This is a genomic window from Azospirillum fermentarium (assembly GCF_025961205.1).
Classification (GTDB): Bacteria; Pseudomonadota; Alphaproteobacteria; order Azospirillales; family Azospirillaceae; genus Azospirillum; species Azospirillum fermentarium.
This window is the reverse complement of sequence record NZ_JAOQNH010000002.1, coordinates 604,197-630,364: the sequence shown is the minus strand read 5'-3', so window position 1 is coordinate 630,364 and position 26,168 is coordinate 604,197. Positions and strand designations below refer to the sequence as shown.

The 26,168-nt window shown below is 72.4% G+C and carries 14 protein-coding genes; 2 read left to right on the top strand and 12 right to left on the bottom strand.

Annotated features, from left to right (window positions below; all coding sequences use genetic code 11):
• Positions 1-726, top strand: a complete 726-nt coding sequence (locus M2352_RS17650) for a sugar phosphate nucleotidyltransferase (protein ID WP_264665816.1) — start codon at positions 1-3, stop codon at positions 724-726.
• Positions 727-745: 19 nt separating this feature from the next.
• Here M2352_RS17650 and M2352_RS17645 read toward each other — a convergent pair whose 3' ends face one another.
• From M2352_RS17645 to M2352_RS17590, 12 genes are all read right to left on the bottom strand, one after another.
• Positions 746-6,088, bottom strand: a complete 5,343-nt coding sequence (locus tag M2352_RS17645; protein WP_264665815.1) for a tetratricopeptide repeat protein — start codon at positions 6,086-6,088, stop codon at positions 746-748.
• Positions 6,085-6,498, bottom strand: coding sequence for a flagellar biosynthesis repressor FlbT (locus M2352_RS17640; RefSeq protein WP_264665814.1), 414 nt, complete (start codon positions 6,496-6,498; stop codon positions 6,085-6,087). The genes M2352_RS17645 and M2352_RS17640 overlap by 4 nt, the downstream gene beginning before the upstream one ends.
• A 129-nt stretch (positions 6,499-6,627) precedes the next feature.
• Positions 6,628-8,499: a flagellin N-terminal helical domain-containing protein gene (locus M2352_RS17635; protein ID WP_264665813.1), complete on the bottom strand. Its 1,872-nt coding sequence runs from the start codon at positions 8,497-8,499 to the stop codon at positions 6,628-6,630.
• Between the two features lie 210 nt (positions 8,500-8,709).
• A complete protein-coding gene (locus M2352_RS17630; protein WP_264665812.1) occupies positions 8,710-9,753 on the bottom strand; it encodes a ketoacyl-ACP synthase III in 1,044 nt (347 codons plus the stop codon).
• Positions 9,754-9,827: 74 nt separating this feature from the next.
• Positions 9,828-10,559, bottom strand: a complete 732-nt coding sequence (locus M2352_RS17625; RefSeq protein ID WP_264665811.1) for an SDR family NAD(P)-dependent oxidoreductase — start codon at positions 10,557-10,559, stop codon at positions 9,828-9,830.
• The gene (locus M2352_RS17620) at positions 10,556-11,743 is read right to left on the bottom strand and encodes an AMP-binding protein (RefSeq protein ID WP_264665810.1); all 1,188 of its coding nucleotides are present in this window, start codon (positions 11,741-11,743) and stop codon (positions 10,556-10,558) included. The genes M2352_RS17625 and M2352_RS17620 overlap by 4 nt, the downstream gene beginning before the upstream one ends.
• Positions 11,740-11,994, bottom strand: a complete 255-nt coding sequence (locus M2352_RS17615; protein WP_264665809.1) for a phosphopantetheine-binding protein — start codon at positions 11,992-11,994, stop codon at positions 11,740-11,742. Before M2352_RS17615 ends, M2352_RS17620 begins: the two co-directional genes overlap by 4 nt.
• 12 nt (positions 11,995-12,006) lie before the next feature.
• Positions 12,007-12,240 (bottom strand): phosphopantetheine-binding protein, encoded by a 234-nt coding sequence (locus tag M2352_RS17610; protein WP_264665808.1) that lies wholly within the window; start codon positions 12,238-12,240, stop codon positions 12,007-12,009.
• 44 nt (positions 12,241-12,284) lie between these two features.
• Complete coding sequence (locus M2352_RS17605; RefSeq protein ID WP_264665807.1) at positions 12,285-13,028, bottom strand: glycosyltransferase family protein; 744 nt, start codon at positions 13,026-13,028, stop codon at positions 12,285-12,287.
• 23 nt (positions 13,029-13,051) lie between these two features.
• Complete coding sequence (pseI, locus tag M2352_RS17600) at positions 13,052-14,101, bottom strand: pseudaminic acid synthase (protein WP_264665806.1); 1,050 nt, start codon at positions 14,099-14,101, stop codon at positions 13,052-13,054.
• Positions 14,098-20,415, bottom strand: a complete 6,318-nt coding sequence (locus M2352_RS17595) for a tetratricopeptide repeat protein (RefSeq protein ID WP_264665805.1) — start codon at positions 20,413-20,415, stop codon at positions 14,098-14,100. Before M2352_RS17595 ends, pseI begins: the two co-directional genes overlap by 4 nt.
• Positions 20,412-24,194 carry a tetratricopeptide repeat protein gene (locus tag M2352_RS17590; protein ID WP_264665804.1) on the bottom strand — a complete coding sequence of 1,261 codons (3,783 nt, stop codon included), beginning with the start codon at positions 24,192-24,194 and terminating at the stop codon, positions 20,412-20,414. Before M2352_RS17590 ends, M2352_RS17595 begins: the two co-directional genes overlap by 4 nt.
• A gap of 571 nt (positions 24,195-24,765) precedes the next feature.
• Here M2352_RS17590 and M2352_RS17585 point away from each other — a divergent pair.
• The gene (locus tag M2352_RS17585; protein ID WP_264665803.1) at positions 24,766-26,016 is read left to right on the top strand and encodes a hypothetical protein; all 1,251 of its coding nucleotides are present in this window, start codon (positions 24,766-24,768) and stop codon (positions 26,014-26,016) included.
• Positions 26,017-26,168: the final 152 nt, after the last annotated feature.

Genomic DNA, 26,168 nt, shown 5'->3' with positions numbered 1-26,168 from the left:
GTGAAGCCTGAGCGGGCCTTGGCCGGGATCGACGTGGCGTTGCTGGCCGGTGGGCTGGGGTCGCGCATCCGCAACGCAACGGGTGATGCCGACGCGCGCCTGCTGGCCCCGGTGGCCGGGCGGGCGTTCCTGCACCATCTGCTGGCCCATCTGGCCCGGTACGGCGCCAGCCGCGTGATCCTGGCGCTGGGACACCACGCCGATCAGGTGACGGCGTGGCTGGCCCAGGGGGATGCGGCCAACCGCCTGGAAATCCTCTGCCACATCGAACCGCAGCCCATGGGCACCGCCGGTGCGCTGCGCTTCATCCGCCACGACCTGCGGTCCGACCCGGTGCTGATGGTCAAGGCCGACCGCTTCGCCGACATGGACCTGCGCGCCTTCGTCGCCGCCCACAAGCTGGCCCAGGCCGATGCCACCCTGCTGTGCGTGGAGGTGGAGGACGCCAGCCGCTTCCGCCGGGTCGATGTGGGCGCGGACGGACGGGTGCGCGGCTTCCTTCCCCCCGCCCCCGGTCCCGGCATCATCGACGCCGGGGTTTACCTGTTTTCCGCCGCCATGATGGACCGAATCGCCGCCACCGACATGGACACGCTGGCCGGCGACGTGTTCCCCAGCGTCGCGCCCGGCCGGCTGCGCGGCTATGTCACCTGCGTCAAGGTGGTGGACACCGGCATCCGCAGCGACCGCATCACCGCCGGCACCATCACCGACGGGGCGGTGTAGGCGATCCGCGCCCCGGCCTTTACGGCCCCGCCATCCGCCGCAGGGCCGCCACCATGGCCGGCGGCACGGCGTACAGCCCCTGCCCCGGCGGGGTGGTGAACAGGTGCATGGACGGGAACCACGGGCGCGCCCCGGTGCCCAGCCGGGTCCAGTCGCCGCGCCGCCCGAAGCGCCACACCGGCACCCCCAGCGCGCCGGCCAGTTCGCCCGCCGACATGGCCGGCGACACCACCAGATCCAGCGCCGCCGTCAGCGCCGCCGCCCCGTCCAGATCGTTCTTCAGGTCCAGATCGGGCCAGCGGTGGATGATCAGGCCGAAACGCCGCTCCACATCGGCGATCTCCGCCTCCGTGTCCCCGTACTGGATGCTGACCGGCACCACGCCCGGCAGAGACAGCAGCGGCACCAGGGCAGCCAGCGGCAGGTAGTTGCCACGCCGTTCCGCCGTCATCACCCCGCTGCGCCAGCCGACACCCACCGCCAGCCCCGGCCCCAGCGCCGCCACCCGCCGCCGCCACAGCGCCGCCCGCCCGGGATCGGGGGCCAGCCAGCCGGCACGGCCGGGAAAACGGGCCAGCGACGGGCGCAGCCAGCGGGCCAGCGACCCGGCGGGGACATGCCAGTCCGCGTCGCGGGGATCGGCGGTGGGCGTGCGCACGGTCACCCCCGGACAGGACCGGGCCAGCAGCGGCACCAGCCGTTCCTCGCACTCCACCACCACGCCGCCGGCAACCGCCGCCAGATCGGGCAGGCAGGACAGGAACAGCAGGGAATCGCCGACCCCCTGCTCCTCCCACACCAGGATGCGACGTCCGGCGGGGTCTTCGCCGGTCCACGGCGGGATGGAAAAGCGGCGGGCGTGCCCCGCCGCCTCGGGGTCGGCCCAGCGGGCGTCATAGCCGGGCCAGCCGCCGGCCAGATCGCCGCGGGCCAGCCGCAGCAGCGCGGCGTTGAACGCCGCCCCGCCGTGGCCGGGGTCCAGGGCCAGGGCGCGGGCGCACCAGCGTTCCGCCGCCGGATCGTCCCCCACCTCCCGCAACAGGCGCCCGGCGGTGGCGGCGGCGTCGGACTGGGCGGGGTCGAGCGCGACGGCGCGGTGCAGCGAGTCCACCGCCGCCGGCACCCGGCCCAGACGGCGCAGCGCAATGGCACGGTTGGCGTGGGCGGCGGCGAAGTCCGGGGCGTCGGCCACCGCGCGGGCATGGGCACGCTCCGCCCCCTCGCCATCGCCCGCGGCCAGCAGGGCGCACCCCAGATTGTCGCGCGCGGCCACCAGCCCCGGGGCCAGAACCAGCGCCCGGCGGTGCGCCGAAACGGCCTCACCCGCGCGGCGGGCGGACAGCAGGGCGTTGCCGCGGTTGGTCAGCACCGCCGGGTCGGCGGGACGCAGAGCCAACGCGGCGCCGAACGCCGCGGCCGCCCCGGCGGCATCCCCCGCCGCCAGCCGCGCGCCGCCCAGACTGGCCCATGCCGCACCATAGCCGGGATCAAGCCTCAGCGCAGCGGCGATGGCCGGCAGCGCCGCCACCGCGTCGCCCTCTTGCAGGGCCAGCAGCCCCGACAGGTGCAGCGCCACCGGATCGCCGGGCCGGCGCCGCAGCACGTGGGCGTAGAGGGGGGCGGCACCCGCCCGGTCACCGGCTTGATGCAGGGCCGCCGCCCGTTCCAGCAGGGTGTCGGCATCCTCCTCCGGCGGTTCGGCCAGTTGCCGCAGGGCCGCGGCCATGGGAGCGGCGGTGGAGGCCATGTCCGCCCCCCGCGCCGGCTGGAACAGCCGCATGGACGGGTACCAGGGCCGCACGCCGCTGCCCAACTGCGTCCAGTCGGACCGCCCGAAGCGCCACACCGGCACCCCCAGCGCTCCCGCCAGCTCGGCCCCCGACACCGCCGGGGCGATCACCAGATCCAGCCCCGCCGTCAGCGCCGCCGCCCCGTCGATGTCGTTCTTCAGGTCCAGGCCGGGGGCTTGGTGGATGGTGACGCCGAACCGCCGCCGCACCTCAGCGATCTCGTCCGCGGTGTCGCCGTACTGGACCGACACGAACACCACGCCGGGCACGGCGAACAGGGGCGCCAGGGCGGCCAGGGAGACATAGCTCCACCGCCGCTCCCCCTCCATGGCGGCGCTGCGCCAGGATAAGCCCACCGCCAGTCCGGGGCCGAGACCATCCAGCCACGCCCCCATGGCCCGTGCCCGCGCCGTGTCGGCCACCAGCCAGCCGGCGCGGGCGGGAAAGCGGGCCAGCGCCGGGCGCAGAAAACGGGGCAGAGACCCGGCGGCGCTCTGCACGTCCACATCGCGGGCCCCGCCGCCCGCCGGGCGCACGGTGGCGCCGGGGAAGGAGCGGGCGAACAGCGGCACCAGCCGCGGCTCACATTCCACCACCACATGGCCGGCGCGGGCCATCAGGTCGGGAATGGCGGCGGAGAACAGGATCTCGTCGCCGATGCCCTGTTCCCCCCACACCAGGATGCGTTTGCCGGCGATGTTCTCCCCCCGCCACGGGCGGGCGGACAGGCGGCGCTGCTGCCCGGCGAACTGGGGCGTGGCGAAGCGCCATTCGTGCTCCTGCCAGCCCTGGCGCAGCGCCCCGTGTTCCAGCAACAGCAGCGCACGATTGTGGTGGGCCTGGGCAAAGTCCGGGGCCGCCGCCACCGCCGCGGCAAAGGCCGCCGCCGCCTCGTCCACCCGTCCCTCGCGCTGGAGCATCAGGCCCAGGTTGGCCTGAGCCTCCGCCAGACCGGGGGAGAGGTCGAGCGCGCGGCGATGGCACTCCGCCGCCCGATCCGCCCGGCCCAGGCTGCCCCACACGGTGCCGAGGTTGGTCCAGGCCGCCGCCATGCCCGGTTGCACCGCTACCGCGCGGGACAGCGCCGCCTGCGCCGCCGTCACATCCCCATCGTTCCGCAACCGGGTGCCCAGATTGCTGAGCGCGTCCGCCGACGCCGGGTCGAGCGCCAGCGCCCGCCGCAGCGCCGCATCCGCCCGCAGCGGGGCCAGAGCATTACCCGCCTGCACCCACGCCGCCGTCAGGCCGGGGGACAGGCGCACCGCCCGCAGCGCCGCCGTACCGGCCCCCCTCCCCCCGCGCCGGACCAGCCGCACCGACAGGTTCAGCCACGACGAGGCCAGGGCCGGATCGGCGGTCAGGGCGGCCCGCTGGGCCCGTTCCGCCGCCTCCGCGCGGTTCAGGCCGTCCAGCGCGCCCGCCAGCCCGGCCCAGGCGGCGGCGTTGCCGGCATCGGCACGGGTGGCCGCGGTGAACTGTTCCGCCGCCGCGGCATGGTCGCCCCGGCGCCGCAGCAGCACGGCCAGAAGCTGGTGCGCCTCCCCCCGGCCCCGCCCGGCGGCAAGGATGGCGCGGCAGAGTTTTTCCGCCTCGTCCAGCCGCCCCCCGCGGTACAGGGTGACGGCGCGGGCCAGATCGTCCCGCCACGCACCGTCGTCCACGGGCCGGGAAGGCACCAGGGCCGCCAGTTCCACCGCCAGCCGCGGCAGCACCGCCCCCGGCACCCGCCCCCGCCCCGGCGGCCACAGACGCATGCCGGGGAACCACGGGCGCACGCCGCTGCCCAGCCGGGTCCAGTCGGGATGACCCAGCCGCCACACCGGCACGCCGAGCGCCCCGGCCAATTCCCCCGCCACCGTCGCCGGGCTGATGACCAGATCCAACTCCGCCACCAGTGCCGCCGCCTCTTCCAGGTCGTTGCGGAGGTCGAGATCGGCCCAGCGGTCGATGCGCACGGCAAAACGGGCCTCCGCCGCCGCGATTTCGGCGGCGCAGTCATCGTATTGCAGGTTGACGAAACGGATTCCCGGCAGGGACAGCACCGGCCCCCAGTCCTCAAGCCGGGTGTAGGCATGGCGCCGCTCGGTGGTCATCAGGCTGCTGCGCCAGCAGATCCCCACCCGCAGCCCCGGCCCCAGGGCCGCCAGCCGCCCCCGCCAGCGTTCCCGCCGGACCGGATCCGCCACCAACCAGCCGCCCACCATGGGAAAGGCATCCAGCCGCGGGCGCAGCACCAGCGGCAGGCTGCCCGCGGCCACATGGACATGCGCGCCGGCCCGCGCCAGCGTCTCCCCCCCTTGGGCGTCGGTGCTATCGGCCCGCACCGTCAGCGCGGGGAAGGAGCGTGCCAGCAGCGGCGCCAGCCGTGCGTCGGCCTCCACCACCACCGGCCCCCCCAGCCGTTCCAGCGCGCCGTAGAGGGACGAGAACAGAATCTCGTCCCCCAGCCCCTGTTCCCGCCACACCAGCAGCGTGCGTCCCGACAGCGGACGCCCGTTCCAGGGCACGGCCCCCACGGGGTGCCGCTGGCCCTGGCCCTTGGCGCGGAAACGCCAGCCGTAATCGCGCCACCCGGCGGCAAGACACCCGCGCCCCAGCCGCAGCAGCCCGCGGTTCAGCCGCGCGTCGGCCAATTCGGGGGCGAGGGTCAGGGCGCGTTCCAGCCAGCGTTCCCCCTCCCCCTCGTCTCCGGCGGCGCAGCACAGCAGGCCCAGCCCGCTCAGGCCGTCGGTGCAGGCGGGATCGTACGCCAGCCCGGCCCGCATCAGCCGGCCCGCCGCCCCGGCCCGGCCGCGCATCTGTTCCAGCGTGCCACGGTCCACCCACGCGGCGGCATCCTCGGGGGCCAGCCGGCACAGGTGCCGCAGCACCCGTTCCGCCGCATCCAGCCGGTCGCCGTCGCGCAAGGCCAGCGCCAGGGGCCCATACGCCTCAGCCCCCTCCGGTTCCAGCGCCACCGCGCGCATCAGCAGGGACACGGCCTGCTCCAGCCACTTGCCCCGCGCCGCGGCACGGCCCCGGTTCAGATGGGCACGGGCGTAATCGGGCCGGGACAGGGCGGCACGCCGGAACGGCGCGTCATCCTCCCCCAATCCGCCCACATTGTTCCAGGCCACCGCGTCGGCGGGGTCCACCGCCAGCGCCACGGCCAGCGCCGCCGCCGCACCGTCCACGGCGCCGGCCCCGTGGCGGACCACCGCCAGGGCGCGCGCCGCCGCCGCCAGACCGGCCAGCGCCGCCGGCAGCGCCGGGGCAACGGACAGGGCGCGGGCATGGCAGAGAACCGCCACCTCCGGTTGCCCCATGGCGGTGAACAGGGTGCCGAAGCTGGACCACGCCTCGGCGAAATCGGGATCGAGGATCAGCGCCGCCTGAAGCCGCCGGACCGCCCGCGGCCACCGGCCAAGAGCGGTTTCCGCCACGCCCGACAGGTGCAGGGCATCGCCATGACCCGGCGCCAGCGCCAGAACCCGGCCGTACAGGGAGGCGGCCTCCGCCACCGCCCCGGCCCGGTGGCGCTCCACGGCCCGCAGCAGCACGTCCTGGGCATGGTTCCCAGGCGGCACGGTCACGGATGGGAGCCGGGGGCGTCATCCCCCCCGTTGGGATCGCCGTCGCCGGCCGCCGAGAACATCTTCCGGCAGATTTTCAACGCACGGTAATAGTTGCGCGCCTCCACCAGCCGGGCGATCTCGTCCAGGTCGTCGGCGGCATCGGGGCGGGCGGCGCGGGTCTCTTCCCAAATGGTGCCGAAGCGCGCCAGATTGAGATGCGCGTCCTCGGGGAAGATGTAGACGAGCTGGATAACGAAATAGAGCTTCTTTTCGATGCTGTCGATCTGCTCTTCCTTCAACACCTCGCGCCCGCGCAGGAAATTGGCGGTGTTGTACAGGTAGAACGATCCCGGACGGTCCCCGGCCCCGATCACGGCGCCGTTGATAATGACCTTTTCGTTGGGACGCAGAACGAACTTCAGGGGCATGGAAAAAGATCCGTAGCGGGCAGGGTCCGGGCGGCCACGCCGGGCCGGCGGGCCTTTCTGAGACGACGAAGGGCGGCGGTTGATACCGCCGCCCATACCGCCTGATAGATCCTATCCCAACTGGCCGGCTTAGAACAGACGCAGGATCGACTGCTGCGACTGGTTGGCGAGGCTGAGAGCGATGGTGCCCAGCTGCTGACGGGTCTGCAGCATGAGCAAGCCAGCGCCTTCCTCGTTCTGGTCGGCCAGGGTCAGCTTGTTGGCCCCTTCCGTCAGCACATCGCTGAACTCCTTGGTGAAGTTTTCGCGTGTCGTGATGATGCTGAGGTTTGTGGACAGGCTCTGCGAGGCGGAACGCACGTAATCGGTGGCGTGATCCAGACCGGCCACCGCCTTGTCGATGTCCGAACGGTCGGTCCAGCCGTTCTGGGCATAGTCCATCTGCAGCCCCTGGCCGCTGGTGGACATGTTCTGACTCTGCACCGCGATCGAGTTGGTGTTCGTCTCGTTGAGCTGAACGCTCAGATCGTTCTTGGTGTTGGAGTCGGTCACCTGCACCGTCACCAGGTTGGCGGCCTGGCTGGCGTCGGCGGCCTGCTTCAGCGTCTTCTGGTCAAGGTCCATGCGGACCGTGCCGGTGTCGAACGCGAAGGAGTTTTCACCGTTGGCGAGCTTGCCTTCACCGCGGGCGGCCATGCCGTCGCGGGTGATGGTGTTGCCGGCCAGATTGGTGGCGCTCACCTGCAGGTCCACCTTCTTTTCGATGGTGGAGGTGCCGTTGCCGGAGTTGGCGGCAGCTTCCAGCAGCTTGCGGTCAACGGTGAACGACACCACCGTGCCCGACGCGAAGCTTTCGGAGATGCGCTTGGTGGCCGCGTTCTCGGCCTGGGCGCTGACCGCCATGTCGCGCGACACCAGGGCGTCGGTCTTGCCGGTCAGGGTGATGGTGCCGTTGTTGTCCACCGACACGCTGGCGATATCGACCGAGTTGCCGACCAGACGGCCGTTGCCGGCCAGGGCGGCGCTGATCGACTGCATCAGCTTGGTGGCGACGTTCTTGCGGCCGTCCTGGCCCAGAGCCACGTCATCGGCGGTGGCGGAATACTTGAAGGTCTGGCCTTCCACCGTGATGGAGAAGGTGTCGCCCTCTTCGATCGTGCCGCCGACGTTGACGTTGGTCACCTGCGCCGTGCCGGTCTTGGCCGCCGTGGTGGTGGTGGCCGCCGCCGTCTGGCTGTTGTCGAAGTAGGAGATGGTGCGGGATTCGGAGCCGTCCGACACGATGAAGGTGCGCTCGCGGCCCGTGGCACCGCGCACTTCGATCGAGACGTCGCTGAAATTGCCCTTGGTGCCGCTGATGGTGCCGCTGACGTTCAGGTTCGTCAGGCCGTGGGCCTGTTCGGCGGAGTTGATGTCGCCCGAGGCACCCGTGACGGCACCCGTCCCCTTCACGCGCACCGCGTAGGTGTCGGTGGCGGTGACGTTGGTGACGCGGGAGTTGTCCACGCCGATCATGGAATTGGCCTGGGCGCGCGACGCGCTGGTACTGTCCAGCGACATGCCGTTGCCGGCCAGCAGGTTCTTGCCGGCATAGCCGCTGTCGCCGGCCAGCTTGTCGATCTGTTCCTTCAGAGAGTTGAACTGCTTGGCAAGCGATGCACGGCTCGAGACCGACGACGCATCAGTGCCCAGGGCGGCATAGGCGGCGGTCGTCAGACCGCGGGCCTGATCGAGCATGTCGTTGATGGCCGTGATGCCCTTGTCGGCGGCCTTGATGGTGCTGACCGCCTGACCCATGCTGTCCTTCAGCGAGGTCAGGTCGCCGGCACGCTGGCTCAGCCCCTTGGCCGAGAAGAACGCGGTCGGGCCGTCGAGGGCCGAGTTGACCTTGTTGCCGGTGGAAAGGATGTTCTGCTTCTTCGAAATCTGATCATTCACAGATTGCAGCTGAAGCAGGTTCGTCCGCATCGAAGCCGTGAGCGTGACGGGTGAGCTTGCCATGATCGTCTCTCCTTTGGAGCATCTGGAGCCGGCTGCCGCTTATCAGCGCCGGCTGGGGACTAATTCCCCGCTAGACAGGGTAGGCAAAAAACGTACCAGTGCAAAAACTGCCTTCCGAACGTGGTAATCCCTGCACCGGGCAAAACCAGACCGGCAAATTTTGCCGGGCGAGCTGGGCAAAATCTGCCGGGATGGCAAAAACTGCCGCGCTCAGCCGGCAGTTTCTGCCGATACGGAAATGCTGTCGAGAGTCATTGTGGCGCAGACCTCCAGCGGGCCGGCGGTAACCGCGGCGCTCCCCCACGACCAGCCCACCCCGAACCCCGACAGCAGGAGCCGCATGGGGCCCGCCGCCAGCGCGCTCCCCAGCGTGTCGGTGATGGCCAGCGGAATGGACGCGGAACTGGTGTTGCCGTGGCCGTCCAGCGCCACCACGGTCTGATCGGGACGGGCGCCGATCTTCTGCCCCAGATGGCGGATCATCTGGGCGTTGGCCTGATGCAGCACCACCCGCCCCACTTCGGCCATGGACCATCCGGCCAGATCCAGCACCGCCTTCAGGCTGCCCGGCACCTCGCGCAGGGTGAAGGCGAAGACCTGGGTTCCGTCCATGAACAGATGTTTCGGTTCGTCGGGTGCGCGCATGCCGCCGCCGGGCACGATGAGATAGGGGGCGCCGGCCCCGTCGCTGCCCAGCGTGAAGGCCATGGGCGGGGCATCCGTGTCCACCTCCAGCGCGGTGGCCGAGGCGGCATCCCCGAACAGCGGCGCCACCGCCCGGTCGCCGGGGTCGAGCACGCGCGACGTGGTGTCGCCGGCCAGCAGCAGCGCCCGCCGCCCCCCCGCCGCCTTCAGCAGCGCCGCCGCCGTCCACAGGCCATAGACATAGCCCGAGCAGCCCAGCCCCATGTCGAACACCGCCGCCGACTTCGCCAGCCCCAGCCGCCGGTGCAGCAGCAGGCCCGATGCCGGCAGCGGATGGTCGGGCGTCTGGGTGACCAGGATCAGCAGATCCACGCCGCCCGGCTCCCACCCCAGCCGGTCCAGCAGGGTGCGGGCGGCGTGCTCGGCCAGATCGGAGGTGCATTCCCCCGGCCCCGCCAGATGGCGGGCGTGGATGCCGGTGGCCTTGCCGATGCGCTTGGCCGCCTCCTCCCCGAAGCGGGCGGAGAGATGGTCCAGGGTTTCCCGCCGGCCCGGCAGGCAGGAGACGAGGCCCGCGATCCGCACCCCGTCGATCACGCTGGCAACCATGGCCCCCTCCCCCCTGTTGAACCGCCGGTCAGACGGTGATCCTGCCGTCTTTCAGACGGTGATCCCGCCGTCTTTCAGACGGTGATCCCGCCGTCCACGGTGATGGTCTGGCCGGTGACGAAGGCGGCCCCGTCCCCCAGCAGGAACCGGACCACCGGCACCACGTCGTCCACCCGCCCCAGCCGGCCCAGCGGCGTGCGCCGCACGATCTGGTCGCGCTGGCCGGGCTGGAGCGTGCCCGACATCTCGGTGTCGAGATAGCCGGGGGCGACGGAATTGACCGTCACCGCCAGCCGCCCCACCTCGCGCGCCAGGGCGCGGGTCAGCCCGTCCAGCCCGGCCTTCGACGCCGAATAGGCTGCCAGCCCCACATAGCCCCGCTGGCCGATGATGGAGGAGATGTTGACGATCCGCCCCGGCCCCCGCCGCACCAGCTTGGCGCGCAGAAAGGCCCGCGACGCCTGCATGGCGCCGGTCAGATTGACCTGGATGACCTCATCCGCGTCCACCTCGGGGAATGTGGCCAGCACGCCTTCGCGGGCGATGCCGGCGTTGTTGACCAGCCCCCACAGGGGGGAATCCCCGGCCCAGGCGATGGCGGCGTCCAGAAAGGCGCGCACGGAGTCCCCGTCGCCCACCCGCGCCGTCTGCCAGAACAGGTCCGGCCCGGCCAGACGCTCCAGTTCCGGCGCCGCCCCGCGGGAGCAGGTGGACACGCGGTAGCCGTCCGCCAGCAACGCTTCCACCAGCCCGAGACCCAGGCCCCGGCTGCCGCCGGTGACGATGACGTGACGCTTGGCGCTCACGGCTCCACCCTCCGCCGTTTCTTGCCGGTGGCGTCGAGCGGGATGGTGTCCACCAGCGTGATCACCCGCGGGCGGGCCGCCGGCACCAGCCCCGCCACCCCGTCGCGCACCCCGGCCCGCACCGCCGCCGGATCGGCGCCGGCCACCGGCACCACCGCCGCGGTCAGGATGTGGCCGGTGATGGGGTTGGGCACCGCGGTCACCAGGGCGTCGGCCACCAGCGGAACGGCGAGGATCAGCGCCTCCGCCTCTTCCGCCGAGACCTTGACGCCGCCCACGTTCACCCGCCCGTCGGCCCGGCCCGCGAACAGTACCCGGTCCCCCGCCACCGTCACCCGGTCGCCGGTGTCGATCCACCCGCCCTTCCCCAGCATGGCGCGGGGGCTGTCCACCTGCAGGATTCCATCAACGATGCGCAGCCGCACCCCGTCGCTGCCGCTCTCCAGCCACGCCGCCGGAAAGCCCGCCCGCCCGTCGGCGACGGCGAACAGACTGCCCGCCTCGGTGGAGGCGTAGACGTGGCGCAGGGACGCATCGGGGAATGCCGCCGCCAGCCGGTCCAGGAGCGGCTGGTCCGCCGCCTCCCCCCCCAGGGTGATGGACGCCAGGGGCGGCACAGCCTGCCCCACCGCCATCAGAAAGGCGCGCCAGAACGACGGGGTGCCGCTGATGCGGGTCACCCGTGCGGCCAAGGCGGCGCGGGCCAGCCCGGCGGCCCCCTCCCCCGGTGCGGCCACCAGTTCCGCGCCCGCAGCCAGCGCGGTCAGGATCACCTGCAGCCCGGCAAAGGACGCCGGTTCATAGGTCAGCAGCCAGCGTGCACCGCCGTCGCCCGTGCCGCGCAGCCGCCCGCGCAGCCGGTCCAGCCCGTGACGGATCAGCTTGGGCGCGCCGGTGGTGCCGCTGGTGGGCAGCAGCACGGCAAACCCGTCCGCCGCCGGGACACCGGCGGGGATCTCCACCCCCGGACGGCGCAGCGCCAGTTCCACCCCCGCCCGTTCGGCGGCCACCAGGGCGGCGATCACCGTCGCCACCCGGTTGCCGTCGCAGACCGCCCGCCCGTGCCCGCCGCGGAACGCCTGTTCCAGCGCCCCGGCCCGCCGGGCAAGCTGCGGCCAGCCCAGCGTCTCTCCGTATTCGGTCAGGCGGAAGGCGGGATCGATCCAGACGGGCGGCTCGGTCATGCCGCCGCCGCGGCGTAGAGGACCGCCAGTTCCTCCACCGTGTTGAACTGGCGGAAACCGGCGCGGAAGGGGTCGAGGCCCGTGCGCTGTTCCAGCACCACCAGCAGCGTGGCAAGGTCCAGGGAATCGATGGGCAGCCCGCCGTCCAGGAACACCGTGGCGGGTTCCAGGGCGGGCAGGGTTTCCCCCTTGTCGGCGGCGATGCGGCCCAGTTCCTCGGCGATCATCGCCCGCACGGCAGCGGTGTCCATATCCCGGCGCCTTCAGGCGGGAACGGCGACGCCGGCAAGGGTCAGCAGGTCGGCGACCGTCTTGGCCTTCACCAGCTTTTCCCCCTCGACCACCAGCCCCAGCTTTTCATCGACCAGTGCAATGAAGCTGATGACGGCCAGGGAATCCCAGTTCTCCAGATCCTCCAGAGCCTCGGCGCCGGTCAGGGTGCCGGGGTCCAGTTCCAGCATTTCGTCCAGGGCCAGCAGGAATTCGGTGGTGTTCATGGGTGCTACCCTCCGCGGGAAAAACGTGATCCTCAAAGCCGGGGTCAATGCACCAGACGTTGCCGAATGTCACGGTTTATCAGCGTCCAGCCGGGATTGAGGTCGAGAACTTTGCAAACATCCTGCCACCCGGCGGACAAGACCCGCGGCCCCAGCGCCGTCAGGATGCGCGACACCAGCTCCAGATCCGACAGTTCGTCCACGCACCAGCGGTGCGGCGGCACCGCCTGTTTCGGGGCCAGCGGCGTGCCCAGCCGGAACCGCTCCGGGTGGCGGTAGATGAAGGGGGTGACGTGCTCCCGCTCCGCCGCCTCGGTGGCTTCGGCATCGGCGGCGTCCAAGGCGGCGCGGGTGAAGATCTCGGCATCCAGGCCGCGGGGGTAGCGGGTGGGGTCGATGGACAGGTAATCCAGCGGCTCCCCCTGCACGAAGCAGCCGATCAGGTCGTCCACCAGCGCCGGGTCGATCAGCGGACAGTCGCCGGTGACCCGCACCACGATGTCGGCCCGCGCGGCAGCGGCGGCCCCGGCGAAGCGGCCCAGCACGTCGTGTTCGTCGCCGCGGAACACCGGCACGCCCAACTGCACCGCCGCTTCGGCCAGCGGATCGTCGGTGGCGTTGGTGGTGGTGGCCAGCACCAGCCCGTCCAGCCGTTTGGCCCGCATCAGCCGTTCCAGATGATAGCGGATCAGCGGGCGCCCCGCCACCGGCATCAGCACCTTGCCCGGCAGGCGGGTGGAGGTCATGCGGGCCTGCGACACGCAGACGATGCGTTGGGCCAGCGGCATGGGAAATCCTCCGTTTCTTCGTGTTATGGGGCGGCCAGCATGTCCCAGGCCAGCGGCTCGCCCCGCTTCAGGGCACGGGCGGCACGGCGGCCCAGAACGTCGGGCAAATGGCGGGGGGGAAGGCCGAAGCCGGGGCGGATGGAGCGGACGTTCCCCTCGCTCAGCACCCCGCCCGCCGGCACGTCGGCGGTGACGTACAGGCTGCGGCGGTAATCGCGCCCGCCGGCCTCGCTGGGTTTCACCCCGTAATCCACGCGGCCCAAAGCGGTCCAGGCGGTGCGCACGGCGTCGGCCATGGCGCGGAACTCCGCCGGCTCCAGCGAGAAACCGGCATCCACCCCGCCGTCGGCCCGCGACAGGGTGAAGTGCTTTTCGATGACGCAGGCGCCCAGCGCCGCCGCGGCCACCGGCACCGCCACGCCATGGGTATGGTCCGACAGCCCCACCGGCACGCCGAAACCGGCGGCCAGGTGGGGAATGGTGGCGAGGTTGCAGTCCGCCGCCGGGGTGGGATAGCCGCTGACGCAGTGGAGCAGCACCACCGGGGCCGGGGCTGCCGCCGCCACCGCCTCCTCGATCTCGCCCAGGGTGGCGAGGCCGGTGGAGATGATGAGCGGCTTGCCCGACGCTGCGGCGCGGCGGATCAGCGGCAGGTCGATGATCTCGAACGACGCGATCTTGAAGGCCGGCGCCCCCAGCCCCTCCAGCAGATCCACCGCCGTGGCGTCGAAGGGGGAGGAGAAGATGGTCAGCCCCAGTTCCCGCGCCCGCGCGAACAGCGGCGCGTGCCAGTCCCACGGGGTGTGCGCTTCCTGATAGAGCCGGTGCAGGGTATAGCCGGCCCACAGGCCCCCCTGGAGCAGGAAGCCGGGGCCGTCGTGGTCGATGGTGATGGTGTCGGCGGTGTAGGTCTGGAGCTTAACCGCGTCCGCACCGGCTTCCTTGGCCGCGTCCACCAGCGCCAGGGCGCGCGACAGCTCGCCCTTGTGGTTGCCCGACAGCTCGGCGATCAGATAGGGCGGGTGGCCGGGGCCGATAGGGCGCCCGTCGATGGTGACGGTCTGGGTGCTCATGGGATGCGCCGCGCCTCCTCGAAATAGGCCAGCAGCCGGGCCATGGAATGGCGGCGGTCCACCACCGTGTCGAACCGCGTCCGCGCCGCCGCCCCCTGCTCCGCCCGCAAGCCCGCGTCGGCGCACAGGGCCGCGGCACGGTCCACATAGGCGGCGCGGTCGGGCGTGTGGAACCGCGGCCCCGCCACGCTGGCCACATCGCCCCAGGGGAAGGTGACGACCGGCACCGATTCCCCCAGTGCGATGGCCGCACTGCCCCCGCCGCCCTGGCGCGGCGGGTTCAGGAACACGTCGCACTGGCGGTAAAAGGCACGGATGTCGTTCACATGGCCGATGCTGACCAGCCGGTCCCGGTTGCGGGCGGCGTCCAGGCGCCCCTGGAGATGCTCCACCCCGCCGGCGAACACCGCCACCGCGCCGGGGCAGCGGTCGAGCACGTCGTCCACCAGCCCGACGAAGGCGGCATCCGCCTCCACATCCAGGCGGTTGCCGACGATGCCGAAGCGGAACGGGGCCTGGGGCAGCGGGCCGGGGTTGCCGTCCCCTTCCGGCGGCAGGAAGAAGCCGAAGTTGAACGGGCGGAACCGGCGGGCGAAGGGCGCGCGGTACAGCGCCGGGATCCCGCCGGTGAAATCATGCTCGTCATACCCCAGCACCAGCGGCGACAGGGATATGGTGATGCCCGAGGTGGTGGGCAGGCACACCACGGGCCGGGCATGGGCGATGGAGAACAGGTCGCAGACGATGTTCGACCCGCCGAACGACACGATCACGTCGGGGTCGAACTCGTCCACCACACCGACGATATCGGCCAGTTTCTGCGCCGTGAAGACCCGCCCGTTGAAGGAGGCCATGCGTACCGCGCGTCCGAACATGGTGACGGTCTGCACCTCCTCATACCCCGCCATTTCGGCGATCATGGGGGGGATGAACAGGTTTTCCACCTGCAACGGCATCAGGTTGGCGTTGATGATCGCCACCTCCAGCCCGCAATCGTCCTTCAGCCGGGCGGCGTAATCGAAACAGTCGCGGGTCGGCTGGTGGCGGTCGCCGGAAAACTGGTTGGTCACCACCGCCACCCGCCGGACCGGGCCGGGCTTGGGCGTGCGGGGGGCCGGGCGGATGTTCCACACATCGGCGATGTGGCGGACCATCGCCTCGTAATAGCGGTAGAAATCGCAGGGGACGAAGCAGTCGCGCTTCTCCGGCGCCGCCAGCCCCAGGAAAAGCTGCCGAGACACGCACCAATAGACGTAGTGCAGCAGGGCCGGCTCCACCTCCCGCCCGCCGAGCAGCAGGTAATGCAGGATGCGTTCGAAATGATAGAGGTCGCCCGACAACTGGAACAGCACCGAGTGCAGCCGCACGGTGTCGCCGTTGGGCGGGTTGACCATCAGATGGGCCACGATCTCCCCCCGCACGTCGGCGGGCAACTGGGTGCGCATCACCTCCACATGGGCGGCGAAGCGGTTCAGCTTGTCGGCGTCGAACTGCCGGTCGGTCAGGAACGGCATCAGCGCGTCGATCATCGCCTGCGCCACCGCCGCCGCGGACGATGCCGCCGTCACCGGCGGGGCCGGAACGGCGGAGGGGGGTGATGGGGGAAGCGGCGCGCTCATGATCGTCTCCTGACGGGGGACCGGCATCATAGGACGCGGGTCCGTCCGGGAAAAGCGGGACAGTTCCTGCACAACGTGGGCCGGCAGGGATGCGGCGTCCTGTCCCACGGCCTCGGCCCACACACGTTGCGGCGCGAACCAGGGGCGCGCCCCGGTGCCCAGCCGCGACCAGTCGCCCCGCCCGCCGATGCGCCACACCGGCACCCCCAGCGCGCCGGCCAGCTCGCCCACCGCCGTCGGCGCGGTGACCACCAGATCCAGCGACGCCATCAGGGCCGCCACCGCTTCCAGATCGTCCTTCAGGTCCAGATCGTCCCAGCGGTGCAGCCGCACGCCGGCCCGCCCCTCCACCGCCGCGATCTCGTCGGCGCAGTCGTCGTATTGCAGGTTGACCACCCGAACACCGGGCAGCGTGAGCAGGGGCAGCCAGTCGGTCAAACGGGTGTAGGCCCCCGCCCGGTCGGCGGTGATGCGCGAACTGCGCCAGCACAGCCCCACCGTCAACCCCGGCCCCAGGGCCGCCACCCGGTCCCGCCAGTGGGCCCGCAGCACCGGATCGGGCGCCAGCCACGCCGGGGACGGTGCAAAAGCGCCGACACGGGGCCGCAGCAGCCCCGGCAGCGATCCCATGGGGATATGGGCGTCGATGTCCGGCGGCGTTCCCGCCCCTTCCGCCTGGACCACGGCCCCCGGCAGGGCGCGGGCAAACAGCGGCACCAGACGCGCGTCGCATTCCACCGTCACCCGCGCACCGCGGCGGACCAGATCGGGGATCAGGCTGCCGAACAGGATCTCGTCGCCCAGCCCCTGTTCCGCCCACACCAGGATGCGCCGGCCCGCCGGGTCGCCGCCCCGCCACGGCGGCACGGCAAAGCGGCGGCGGGCCTGCGCGGTCCCGGCGGCAAACCGGGATTCATAATCGGCCCACCCGCCGTCCAGATCCCCGGCGGCCAGCCGCAGCAGCGCGCGGTTCATCCGCCCCTTGGCATGGCCGGGAGCCAGCCGCAGCAGCCGGTGCACCAGCACCCGCGCCGGCCCGTCCTCGTTCCGGGTCTGGTGGACGTGGCCCATGTTGTGGAGCGCGTCGGCAAGCGCCGGTGCCAGCGCCAGCGCGCGGGCGTGACAGGCTTTCGCACCGTCCCAATCCGCTTGCCCGGCCAGCGCACTGCCCAGGTTCGACCACGCCTTGGCATGGTCCGGGGCCACGCGCAGGGCGCGGCGGTGCGCCTGCGCCGCCACGGCGAAACGGCCCGCGGCCTGATACGCCGCCCCCAGCGTGGTCAGCGCCCCGGCCAGGGCCGGCGCCAGCGCCAGCGCCCGGCGGGAGTCGTGCAGGCAATCCTCCGTCCGTCCGCCGGCCAGGGCGGCGGCGGCCCGGTTGCCCCAGCTTTCCGCCCGCCCGCCCAGCAGGGTCAGGGCGCGGGCGTGGCACGCCATGGCCGCCCCCCCCTGCCCCAGCCGCTGGTGCGCCACCCCCAGATTGTCCCAGGCGTCCACGAAGGCCGGGTGCAGCGCCAGCGCCCGGCGGTGGGCGGCCACCGTCGCCGCCCCGTCCCCGGCGGCCCCCAGGGCAAGGCCCAGGTTGGTGAAACCCGCGGCCCGCTCGGGATCGGCGGCCACCGCCTGCCGGTGCCACGCCACCGCCCCGGCGGCATCGCCCTGCATCCGCAGCGCCGCCCCCAGCAGGTCGAGAACCGCCCCGCGCCGGTTGCCCAGAGCGGCGGCACGGGCCAGCGCGTCCGCCGCCTCGGCAATGCGGCTGCGGTGGAACAGGCATTGCCCCAGCCCGCCCCAGGCATCGGCGTCCCCGCCGTCCAGGCCCAGGGCGGCGCGGTATTGCTCCTCCGCCCCGTCCCAGCGGCCCTGTTCGGCCAGCAGGGTGCCCAGGCCGGTGCGGGCGGCAGAGGAGCCGGGGTCTTTGGCGATGGCCTCGGCGAAGCAGCGCTGCGCCTCCTCCCACCGGCGGGCGGCGAACAGCAGCCCGCCCAGATTGACCAGGGCGGCGGCAAAGCCGGGCCGGTGGCGCAGCGCGGCGCGGAACCGCCGCTCCGCCCCCGCCCCGTCGCCCAGGGTCTGGAGCGCGCTGCCCAGATTGTTGAGCGCGTCGGGGAAGGCGGGCTTCAGGCGCAAGGCTTCCTCGTACGCCGCCACCGCGTCGTCCGTCCGGCCCAGCGCCTGGAGCACCGATCCCATGTTGCCGTGCATCTCGGCCACCGCCGGACGGCGGGCGATGGCGGCGGCGATCAGCCGCGCCGCCTCCCCATCGTTCCCCCGCTGGTGCGCCGCCACGCCCAGCAGATGCAGGGCGTCGGCGTTGTCCCCGTCCAGCGCCAGGGCGGTGCGGTAGGCGGCCTCCGCCCCGTCCAGATCCCCCGCCTGATGCCGGGCCAGCCCGGCGGCCACCTGCCGGACGGCCCCGTCCGTGTCCGTCTTGGCCGGGGGCGGGATCAGGGCGCGGAGCGCCGCGGCCACTGCCGGCAGCACCGCCGCCATGGGCTGGTGCGGCGGCGGGCTGAACAGCCGCTGGGACGGAAACCACGGGCGGGCGCCGGCCCCCAGCCACGTCCAGTCCCGCCGCCCCAGCCGCCACACCGGCACGCCCAGCGCCCCCGCCATCTCGACCACCGACACCGCCGGGGCGACGACCAGATCCAGCCCGGCCACCAGCGCCGCCATACCGTCGAAATCGTCGCGGCGGTCGAGATCGTCCCAGCGGTGCAGCGGCACGCCGCGCCAGTCCGCCGTCTCGTCGTCGTGCTGGAGGTTGACGATGTGGACACCCGGCAGCGCCAGCACCGGCGCCCAATCGTCCAGCCCGGTGTAGGACAGCCGCCGTTCCTCGGTCATCCACGCGCTGCGCCACGCGATGCCGATCTTCAGACCGGAACCGAGGGCCGCCAGCCGCCCCCGCCAGCGCTCGGCCAGCACCGGATCGGGCGCCAGCCACCCGCCGCCGGGAAAATCCCCCAGCCGTTGCCGGAACACGCGGGCCAGCGAGCCGATGGGCACATGCAGGTCATAGTCACAGACCGTGCTTTCCGCCCGCACGGTGGCCGCGGGGAACGACCGGGCCAGCAGCCCCGCCAGCCGGGCGTCGCATTCCACGGTCACCCGCCCGGCCCGGCGGATCAGGCCGGGAAGGAGGGAGGCGAAGAGGATCACGTCCCCCACCCCCTGCTCCCCCCACACCAGGATGCGTTTGCCGGCAATGTCCTCGCCGCGCCAGGGCGGGACCGGCGGCTGCCGCCCGCGCCCGATCTGGCCGGACAGGAAGCGCCAGCCGTAATCGGGCCAGCCGCCGTCGAGATCCCCCCGCTCCAGCCGCAGCAGGCCGCGGTTGAACCGGGCCAGCGGCAGGTCGGGGTTCAGCGTCAGGGCGCGTTCGAACAGCACCGCCGCCCCGGCGGCGTCGCCGGTGCGCTGGACCGCCAGCGCCCGGTTGCTCAGCGCCTCGGCATAGGCCGGGTCCAACGCCACCGCGCGGGCCAGGGGGGCCAGGGAGTCGCCGTACCGCCCGCGCTTGTGGAGCGTGGACGACAGGTTGTTCCACACCATCGGTCCCGCCGGGTCCAGCGCCAGGGCGCGGCGCTGGGCGCGTTCGGCGGGGGCGAGTTCCTCCGCCTCCTTCAAGGCGTTGCCCAGGTTGCTCCACACCACCGCCCCGGCGGGGTCCAGGGCCAGCGAGCGCACCCATGCCGCCCGCGCCTCCCCTCCCCGGCCCAGCGCCCGCAGGGCGTTGCCCAGGTTGTTCCACGCCCCCGGCGCGTCGGCGCGCCGGTCCAGGGCCGCCCGGTGCAGGTCCGCCGCCGCCGCCGCGTCGCCGGCCTCCAGCCGCAGGGTGCCCAGATTGTCGTAGCCCTCGGGCCGGGCGGGATCGGCGGCGGTGGCCGCCTCGAAACAGGCGGCGGCATCGCCGGCCCGGCCCATGGCCCGCATCACCAGCCCGAACCCCACCAGGGCCCCCACGTCGCGGGGGTCGGCGCGCAGCGCCTCCACATAGAGATCGGCAGCCTCCTCCAGCCGTCCGGCGGCGTGGAGCACGGCGGCAAGCCCCACCTGCGCCGTCATCCCGCCGCCCTGGCGCTTCACCGCCTCCGCGTAGGCCGCGGCGGCCTCGGCACTGCGGCCAAGGGTTTGCAGGGCGACGGCACGGTTGGTCCAGGGTGTGGGATCATCGGGCCGCAGTTCCGCCGCGCGGGCGTGGTGGGGGAGCGACTCCTCCGCCCGCCCCAGTTCGTGCAGCAGCACGCCCAGGTTCAGGTGCGCCTCGCCCAGCGCGGGGTCGAGCCGCACCGCCTCGGCGTAGGAGGCCGCGGCCTCCTCCTTGCGGTTCAGGGCGGCCAGGGCCAGGGCGCGGTTGTGGTGGGCGGCGGCGAAACCGGGGGACAGGGCCGCCGCGTGGTCGAAGGCGGCCAGCGCCTCCCCCACCTCCCCCAGTTCCATGAGGACAAGGCCGAGATTGGCGTGGAAATCGGGCATGGTGCCGTCGGCCAGGATGGCCTGCGCGATGAGGCCGGCGGCGGCGGCGTGGTCCCCCCGCTGATGGGCCAGCACGCCGGAGAGGTGCAGGGCGTCGGCGTTGGCGGGGTCGGCGTCGAGCACGCGGGCGTAAAGGGCCGCGGCCTCCGCCCAATCACCGGCCCGGTGGCGGGCCAGCGCCGCGCTCAGCCATTCCCCAACCCGGCCACCCGTCATTCCGTCATTCCTTTCAACGCCGCCGCCACCCGCGGCAGCAGCGCGCCCATGGGTTCGCCGTCGCCCCGCACGAACAGCCGCATGGAGGGATACCAGGGCCGGCAGCCGGTGCCCAGCGCCGACCATTCGCGCGGATGGCTCAGCCGCCACACCGGCACTCCCAGCGCCCCCGCCATCTCGGCCACCGAGGTGCCCGCCGACACCACCAGATCCAGCGCCGCCGTCAGCGCCGCCGCCCCGTCCAGGTCGTTGCGCAGGTCCAGCCCATCGGGGGTGTGGATGGTGATGCCGGTGCGGGCCGCCACCGCCGCCACCTCGCCGGCGCACCCGTCGTATTGCAGGCACACCGGCACCAGCCCCGGCAGACGCAGCAGCGGTTCCCACTCGGCAAGCCGGGTGTAATGGCCCGCGCGCTCCGCCGACACCCGCCCGCTGCGCCAGCACAGCCCCACCCGCAGGCCCGGCGGCAGCCGGTCCCGCCACGCCGCCACCCGCGCCGGGTCGGGGCGCAGGAACGCCGGCACCGCCGGGAAATCCGCCAGCCGGGTGCGGTGCAGCACCGGCAGCGATCCCGCCGGAATGTGGCAATCGGCGTCCATGGGGGCGCCGGTTTCCGCCCGCACCACCGCGGCGGGGAAGGACCGGGCCAGCAGCGGCACCAGCCGCGCGTCGGCCTCGATCACCACCGAGGGGGCGGCCAGCCGGCGGGGCGGCCCGAGGATGTCGGGATAGACGGAGGCGAACATGATCTCGTCCCCCACCCCCTGCTCCCGCCAGACCAGCAGGCGTTTGCCGGCCCGCGCCTCCCCCTGCCAGCGGGGGATGGGGAACCGGCGGTCGGGGAGCGCCTGCCCCGCCGTGAACCGCGCCTCCAGCCCCTGCCAGCCATCGGCCAGCCGCCCGGCGGCCAGCGCCGCGTAACCGCGGTTGAAACGGGCAAGCGGCAGGTCCGCCACCGTATCATAGGCGGCGTCGGCCTCGTCCCCCCGGCCCAGGGCGTGCAGGGCGTTGGCGCGGTTGTAGCGCCACCCGCCGTCGTCCGGGCGCAGGGTCAGCGCCCGGTCCCAGGCGCGCAACGCCGCCTCGGAACGGTTCTGCCCCTGCCGCAGCCCGGCCAGACCGGCGAATCCCTCCGCCCCGCCGGGGGCCAGCCAGATCACCCGCCACCAGGCCAGCCCCGCGGCATCCCCCCGCCCCGCCGCCACCAGCGCGTGGGCCAGATTGGCCCAGGCGGCGGCGTCATGGGGGGTGCGGTGCAGGGTGGCGCGGAACACCGCCGCGGCCTCCTCCGCCCGGCCCAGGCCCAGCAGGGCCAGCCCGCGGTTGGCCAGCGCCCCGGCGTGGTCCGGCACCAGCGCCAGCGCCCGTTCGGCGGCCGCCAGCGCCGCCGCCGGATCGCTGCCGGCCAGAAGCCCGGCGCGCATGTTCCACCCCTCGGCCAGCGCGGGGTCGAGCGCCAGGGCCCGCGCCAGCGCCGGGGCAACGGGCCGTCCCGCCAGCCGCAGCAGCAGCGCGTGGTTGGCGTGCAGCCCGGCCCAATCGGGTGCGTGATCAAGCGCCCGCGCCAGCCACTCCCCGGCCAGATCGGCCCGCCCGGCGTCCAGCGCGGCCATGGCGCCGTTGCCCAGCGTCACCGGATCGCCGGCACCCAGGGCCACCGCGGCGGCGTAATCGGCCAGCGCCGGCCCGCCCACGGCGCGCAGCGCCGCCGCCCGGCGGGCGTGGCGGTCGGCGGTGGGTTCGGCCTCGACCGCCCGGCCCAGCAATTCCGCGGCAATATCCGGGCGCCCGGCGGCCTCCGCCACCGCGGCATAACCGTCCAGCACCGCGGCGTCCCCGTCGCACAGGGCCAACGCCCGCTGAAACACGCCCTCCGCCTGCGGCAGATGCCCGGCGCGGATCAGCGCCCACCCCTCCTCCACCAGTGCGGCCACGGCCTCGGCTTCCGAAACCGGGTCAACAGGCCCTCTCCCCGCCGGGGAGAGGGTTGGGTGAAGGCCGGATGCCGCGCGGAACGCCCGAGAACCGTTGCGAGGCAACGCCGAATCTGAGGTTTCGAGAGCCTCACGGCTCGCTTTTCGGGCTGACGCGCGAAAAGCGGCCTTCACCCCATCCCTCTCCCCGGCGGGGAGAGGGGGATTGCGCCGGCCTCCCGGCGCCAAAGCCTCGGCCACCGCGGGCAGGAGGGCCGCCACCGGCTGGCCCCGCCGTGCGGCCCACACGCGCATGGACGGGAAGAAGGGCCGGGCCTGGGTGCCCAGCATGGTCCAATCGCGGCCACCCGGCACCAGCCGCCACACCGGCACCCCCAGCGCCCCGGCCATCTCGCCCACCGAGGTTGCCACCGTCACCACCAGATCCAGCCCGGCGATGAGCGCGGCCACCCCGTCCAGATCGTTCTTCAGATCCAGCCCCACGGGGCGGTGGAGCGTGACGCCGAACCGCCGCTCGGCCTCCGCCACCTCATCGGCGCAGTCGCCGTATTGCACCACCACCACGCGCACCCCCGGCAGCCGCAGCAGCGGCGCCCAGTCGGCCAGCGTGGTGTAGGCGTGGCGCCGCTCCCCACGGGTCAGGCCGCTGCGCCAGCAGATGCCCACCGTCAATCCCGGCCCCAAACCCTCCAGCCACCGCCGCGCCCCGGCGGCACGGGCGGGATCGGGCACCAGCCAGGGGGACGGCATGGGCGTGTCCAGCCGCCAGCCCAGCCGGTGGGCCAGCGACCCCATGGGCACCTGGCAGTCGGCGGCCCCGTCATGGTCCGCCCCCGCCAGCACCGTCGTGCCGGGCAGGGAGCGGCGAAGCAGCGGCACCAGCCGCGCGTCGCACCCCACCACCAGCGGACCGTCGAGGCGGGCGGCCAGACGGGGCAGCAGGGCGCCGAACAGGATCTCGTCCCCCACCCCCTGTTCCCGCCACACCAGCAGGCGCCGGCCACCCAGCGGCTCCCCCCGCCACGGGGGCAGGCGGGTGGTGGGCGGGGGCAGGATGCGCGGGCTGTCGAAACGGGATTCGTACAGTTCCCACCCCGCCCCGTCCCCCTGCGCCAACCGGTGCAGGGCCAGATTCCAGCGGGCCAGGGGAAAGCCGGGGGCGTATTCCAGCGCGCGGGCATAGAGCGCTTCCGCCCCCGCCCCGTCGCCACGGGCGTCATGGATCAGCCCCAGCGTGACCAGCGCGTCCGGGTCGCCGGGGGTGTGGCGCAGGGCGGAGTCCAGGGTGCGGACCGCCGCCTCCACCCGCCCGGTCTCCTTCTCCACCACGCCCAGCGCGGTCAGGGCGGCGGCGTTGTCCGGGGTGCGGTCCAGCACGGCGCGCAGTTCCGTCTCGGCCTCCGTCCAGCGCCCGGCGTCGCGCAGCACGGTGCCCAGGTTGAGCCGCGCCTCGTCATAGGCGGGGCGCAGGGAGAGAGCGCGGCGGTAATGGGCCTCCGCCTCGTCCAGCCGGCCCTGGTCCTGCAGGGCGGTGCCCAAGCTGTTGTGCGCCTCGGCATAATCGTCCCGCCGGGCGACGGCGGCGCGGTAGGCCGCCTCCGCCTCCCCCACCCGGCCCAGGGCGTGGAGGGCAAGACCGTAGTTGGCGAACACGTCCGCCCGCCGCCCGTCGAGGGCCAGCGACCGCGCCATCAGCCGCACCGCGGCGTCATCGCGGCCACATTGATGCGCCAGCACCCCCAGGTAATGCAGCGCATCGGCGGACGCCGGCGCCCCGGCCAGCGTGACGCGGTAGGCACGCTCCGCCCCCGCCCAATCGCCGGCCCGGTGCCGGGACAGGGCCATGTTCAAAGGATGGGGCGTTTCACCCTTGCGTATGGCCACAGGTTCCCGCCGGCTGCCACGTCGAAGACCGCAACCATACGCAGGGAACGCCACGCGGGCCAGAAAAGCCTGAACCGGCGCCGACCCTGCCGGGTCCATCCCATAACCGGGGAAAGAAACCCTGTTGTCTTTATGGAAAGAATGCTTACCATCAAAGAACCAAAAACCCAAATCATCCGGCAACGGCATGGCGAACAAATATTGTTTATGACTTTTTCCACCAAAGATATCGCTGTTTCTATTTAAAATACAAAAGAACATACAAATATATTCTTTTTGATAACTTTATTCATATGACATTATTTTTGTATATCAATGTTGACTTCTTACGAAGTTGATGGAGATAATTACTTATCGAACATCCATATCAAAAAATATGGATTTTGGGAATACGCCCCTTCCCATGACCATCCCTGTCAGGGAAACATTCTCTTTTTCCTGCCGTCCAGGTTGGCACGCCTTAAAGACGGCGGCCTCATGACTTTTTGAGCCGGCGACTTCCCTACTCTGTGCATTCATTGTGGAGGAAACGATGGATTACCCCGTCAACGGGGCGGCTGCACGGCCGCCGCGGCGCTCCCTTTCCTTTTTATGCAGCACCACCGCTCTTCTGGCCTTGTGCGGGTGCGGAACACCGGAACCACCGAACATCCGCCAAAAGGTGGCGGAATCCGTCAACACGCTGAGTATGCGGCCCATTTATCCCTTCAGCGAGACCTTGCGCATCGGCGCGTTGCACATCGTTGACGCCTCAGCGGCCAAACCGGGGGACAAGACCCCGATCTGGCAGGAAACATCCCTTCTCCTGACAGAAGAACTGGTGCCGGCGTTCGAACAGGCCCGCCAGAACCGGCCATCCCTCAAGACCCGGTTTCCCCGTTCACACGCCGACCTCGGTTCAGCGCTCCGGCCCGCCGCGGGGCAGGTCTTCTACCGCCAGCAACCCGCCGCAAAGGACGACCCGGCGCCACCGGCGGACTCCCTCGCCCTGGCGGCCATACCCGGCTACACCCTCGCCTCGGTGGACCAGGGGACGCTGGGCGGCTTCCTGCCCGGGCTGGCCGCCACATTCTTCGGTTCGCTTGGTCTGCGCCACACCTCGTACCTGCGGATGGAGCCCGAAGGGGTGGAAATGGCGGAGGTGCCCTACGATCAGGTGCGCCAGATCGTCTACAACGCCTGCAGCGATACCACCGGCCGAAGCCTTTTTGGAAACATTGGCGAGAATGGAAAAGGGCTGGTGCGCGGCGCCTACCAGATACTCGACCAGTTGCGCCAGGAGCGGGGGGACACCCAACAGGTTCAGCCGCAACTGGTGTTGATGCGCCGCATCTTCTATCTGCGCGGGGTCCGTTTCGTGACGGACGACAGCCGTGTGTCGGCCGCCTTTCTCCAGGCCGCGCTGCAAAGCAGCCTGCAGGGGGGCCAGACGCCGGTTTCCCTGCCATCCCTGCCGGCCAAGAACAATCTGGCCCCGGCGGGCGAAAAGAACGGCACCGCGGGAACGGCACAGGGGGCTGCGGCCCAGAACGCCGCCGCGATCACCGCGCTTCAGGAACAGATCGATCAATTGCGCGCCGCTCTTGCCAGCGGGTCGGGGCCGCAGTTGGGGGCCAGCTTCGCCCGTGCCGCGGCGACCGGCGTCGAACTCGTCCAGCTTTTCGACCGGCCCCTGGCCTTCGGATACCAGGCGTACTTCGTGGACGTGCGGGCAAACGACCTCAACCGCCCTGCCGGCCCCACCAATCCGATGGACCTTTCACGTCTCTGCAAATCCATCTGACGCCGGAACGGAAGGATCTGATCCATGACCAAGGAAAAACCCGGCCCCAAACCGGCAGCACCCAGCCAGACGGCGATACCGCCCGGGCCGACCCTCAACCCCGGCCCGGGCGGCGGAAATAGTACCGTCAATGCCGTGAACATCCCCCCGTC

Coding starts and splice junctions, on each gene's coding strand:
- M2352_RS17590 (WP_264665804.1), bottom strand. CDS start 24,194: ATGGCCCTGTCCCGGCACCGGGCCGGCGATTGGGCGGGGGCGGAGCGT.
- M2352_RS17630 (WP_264665812.1), bottom strand. CDS start 9,753: ATGGTTGCCAGCGTGATCGACGGGGTGCGGATCGCGGGCCTCGTCTCC.
- M2352_RS17610 (WP_264665808.1), bottom strand. CDS start 12,240: ATGAACACCACCGAATTCCTGCTGGCCCTGGACGAAATGCTGGAACTG.
- M2352_RS17605 (WP_264665807.1), bottom strand. CDS start 13,028: ATGCCGCTGGCCCAACGCATCGTCTGCGTGTCGCAGGCCCGCATGACC.
- pseI (WP_264665806.1), bottom strand. CDS start 14,101: ATGAGCACCCAGACCGTCACCATCGACGGGCGCCCTATCGGCCCCGGC.
- M2352_RS17640 (WP_264665814.1), bottom strand. CDS start 6,498: ATGCCCCTGAAGTTCGTTCTGCGTCCCAACGAAAAGGTCATTATCAAC.
- M2352_RS17635 (WP_264665813.1), bottom strand. CDS start 8,499: ATGGCAAGCTCACCCGTCACGCTCACGGCTTCGATGCGGACGAACCTG.
- M2352_RS17585 (WP_264665803.1), top strand. CDS start 24,766: ATGGATTACCCCGTCAACGGGGCGGCTGCACGGCCGCCGCGGCGCTCC.
- M2352_RS17595 (WP_264665805.1), bottom strand. CDS start 20,415: ATGACGGGTGGCCGGGTTGGGGAATGGCTGAGCGCGGCGCTGGCCCGC.
- M2352_RS17620 (WP_264665810.1), bottom strand. CDS start 11,743: ATGACCGAGCCGCCCGTCTGGATCGATCCCGCCTTCCGCCTGACCGAA.
- M2352_RS17615 (WP_264665809.1), bottom strand. CDS start 11,994: ATGGACACCGCTGCCGTGCGGGCGATGATCGCCGAGGAACTGGGCCGC.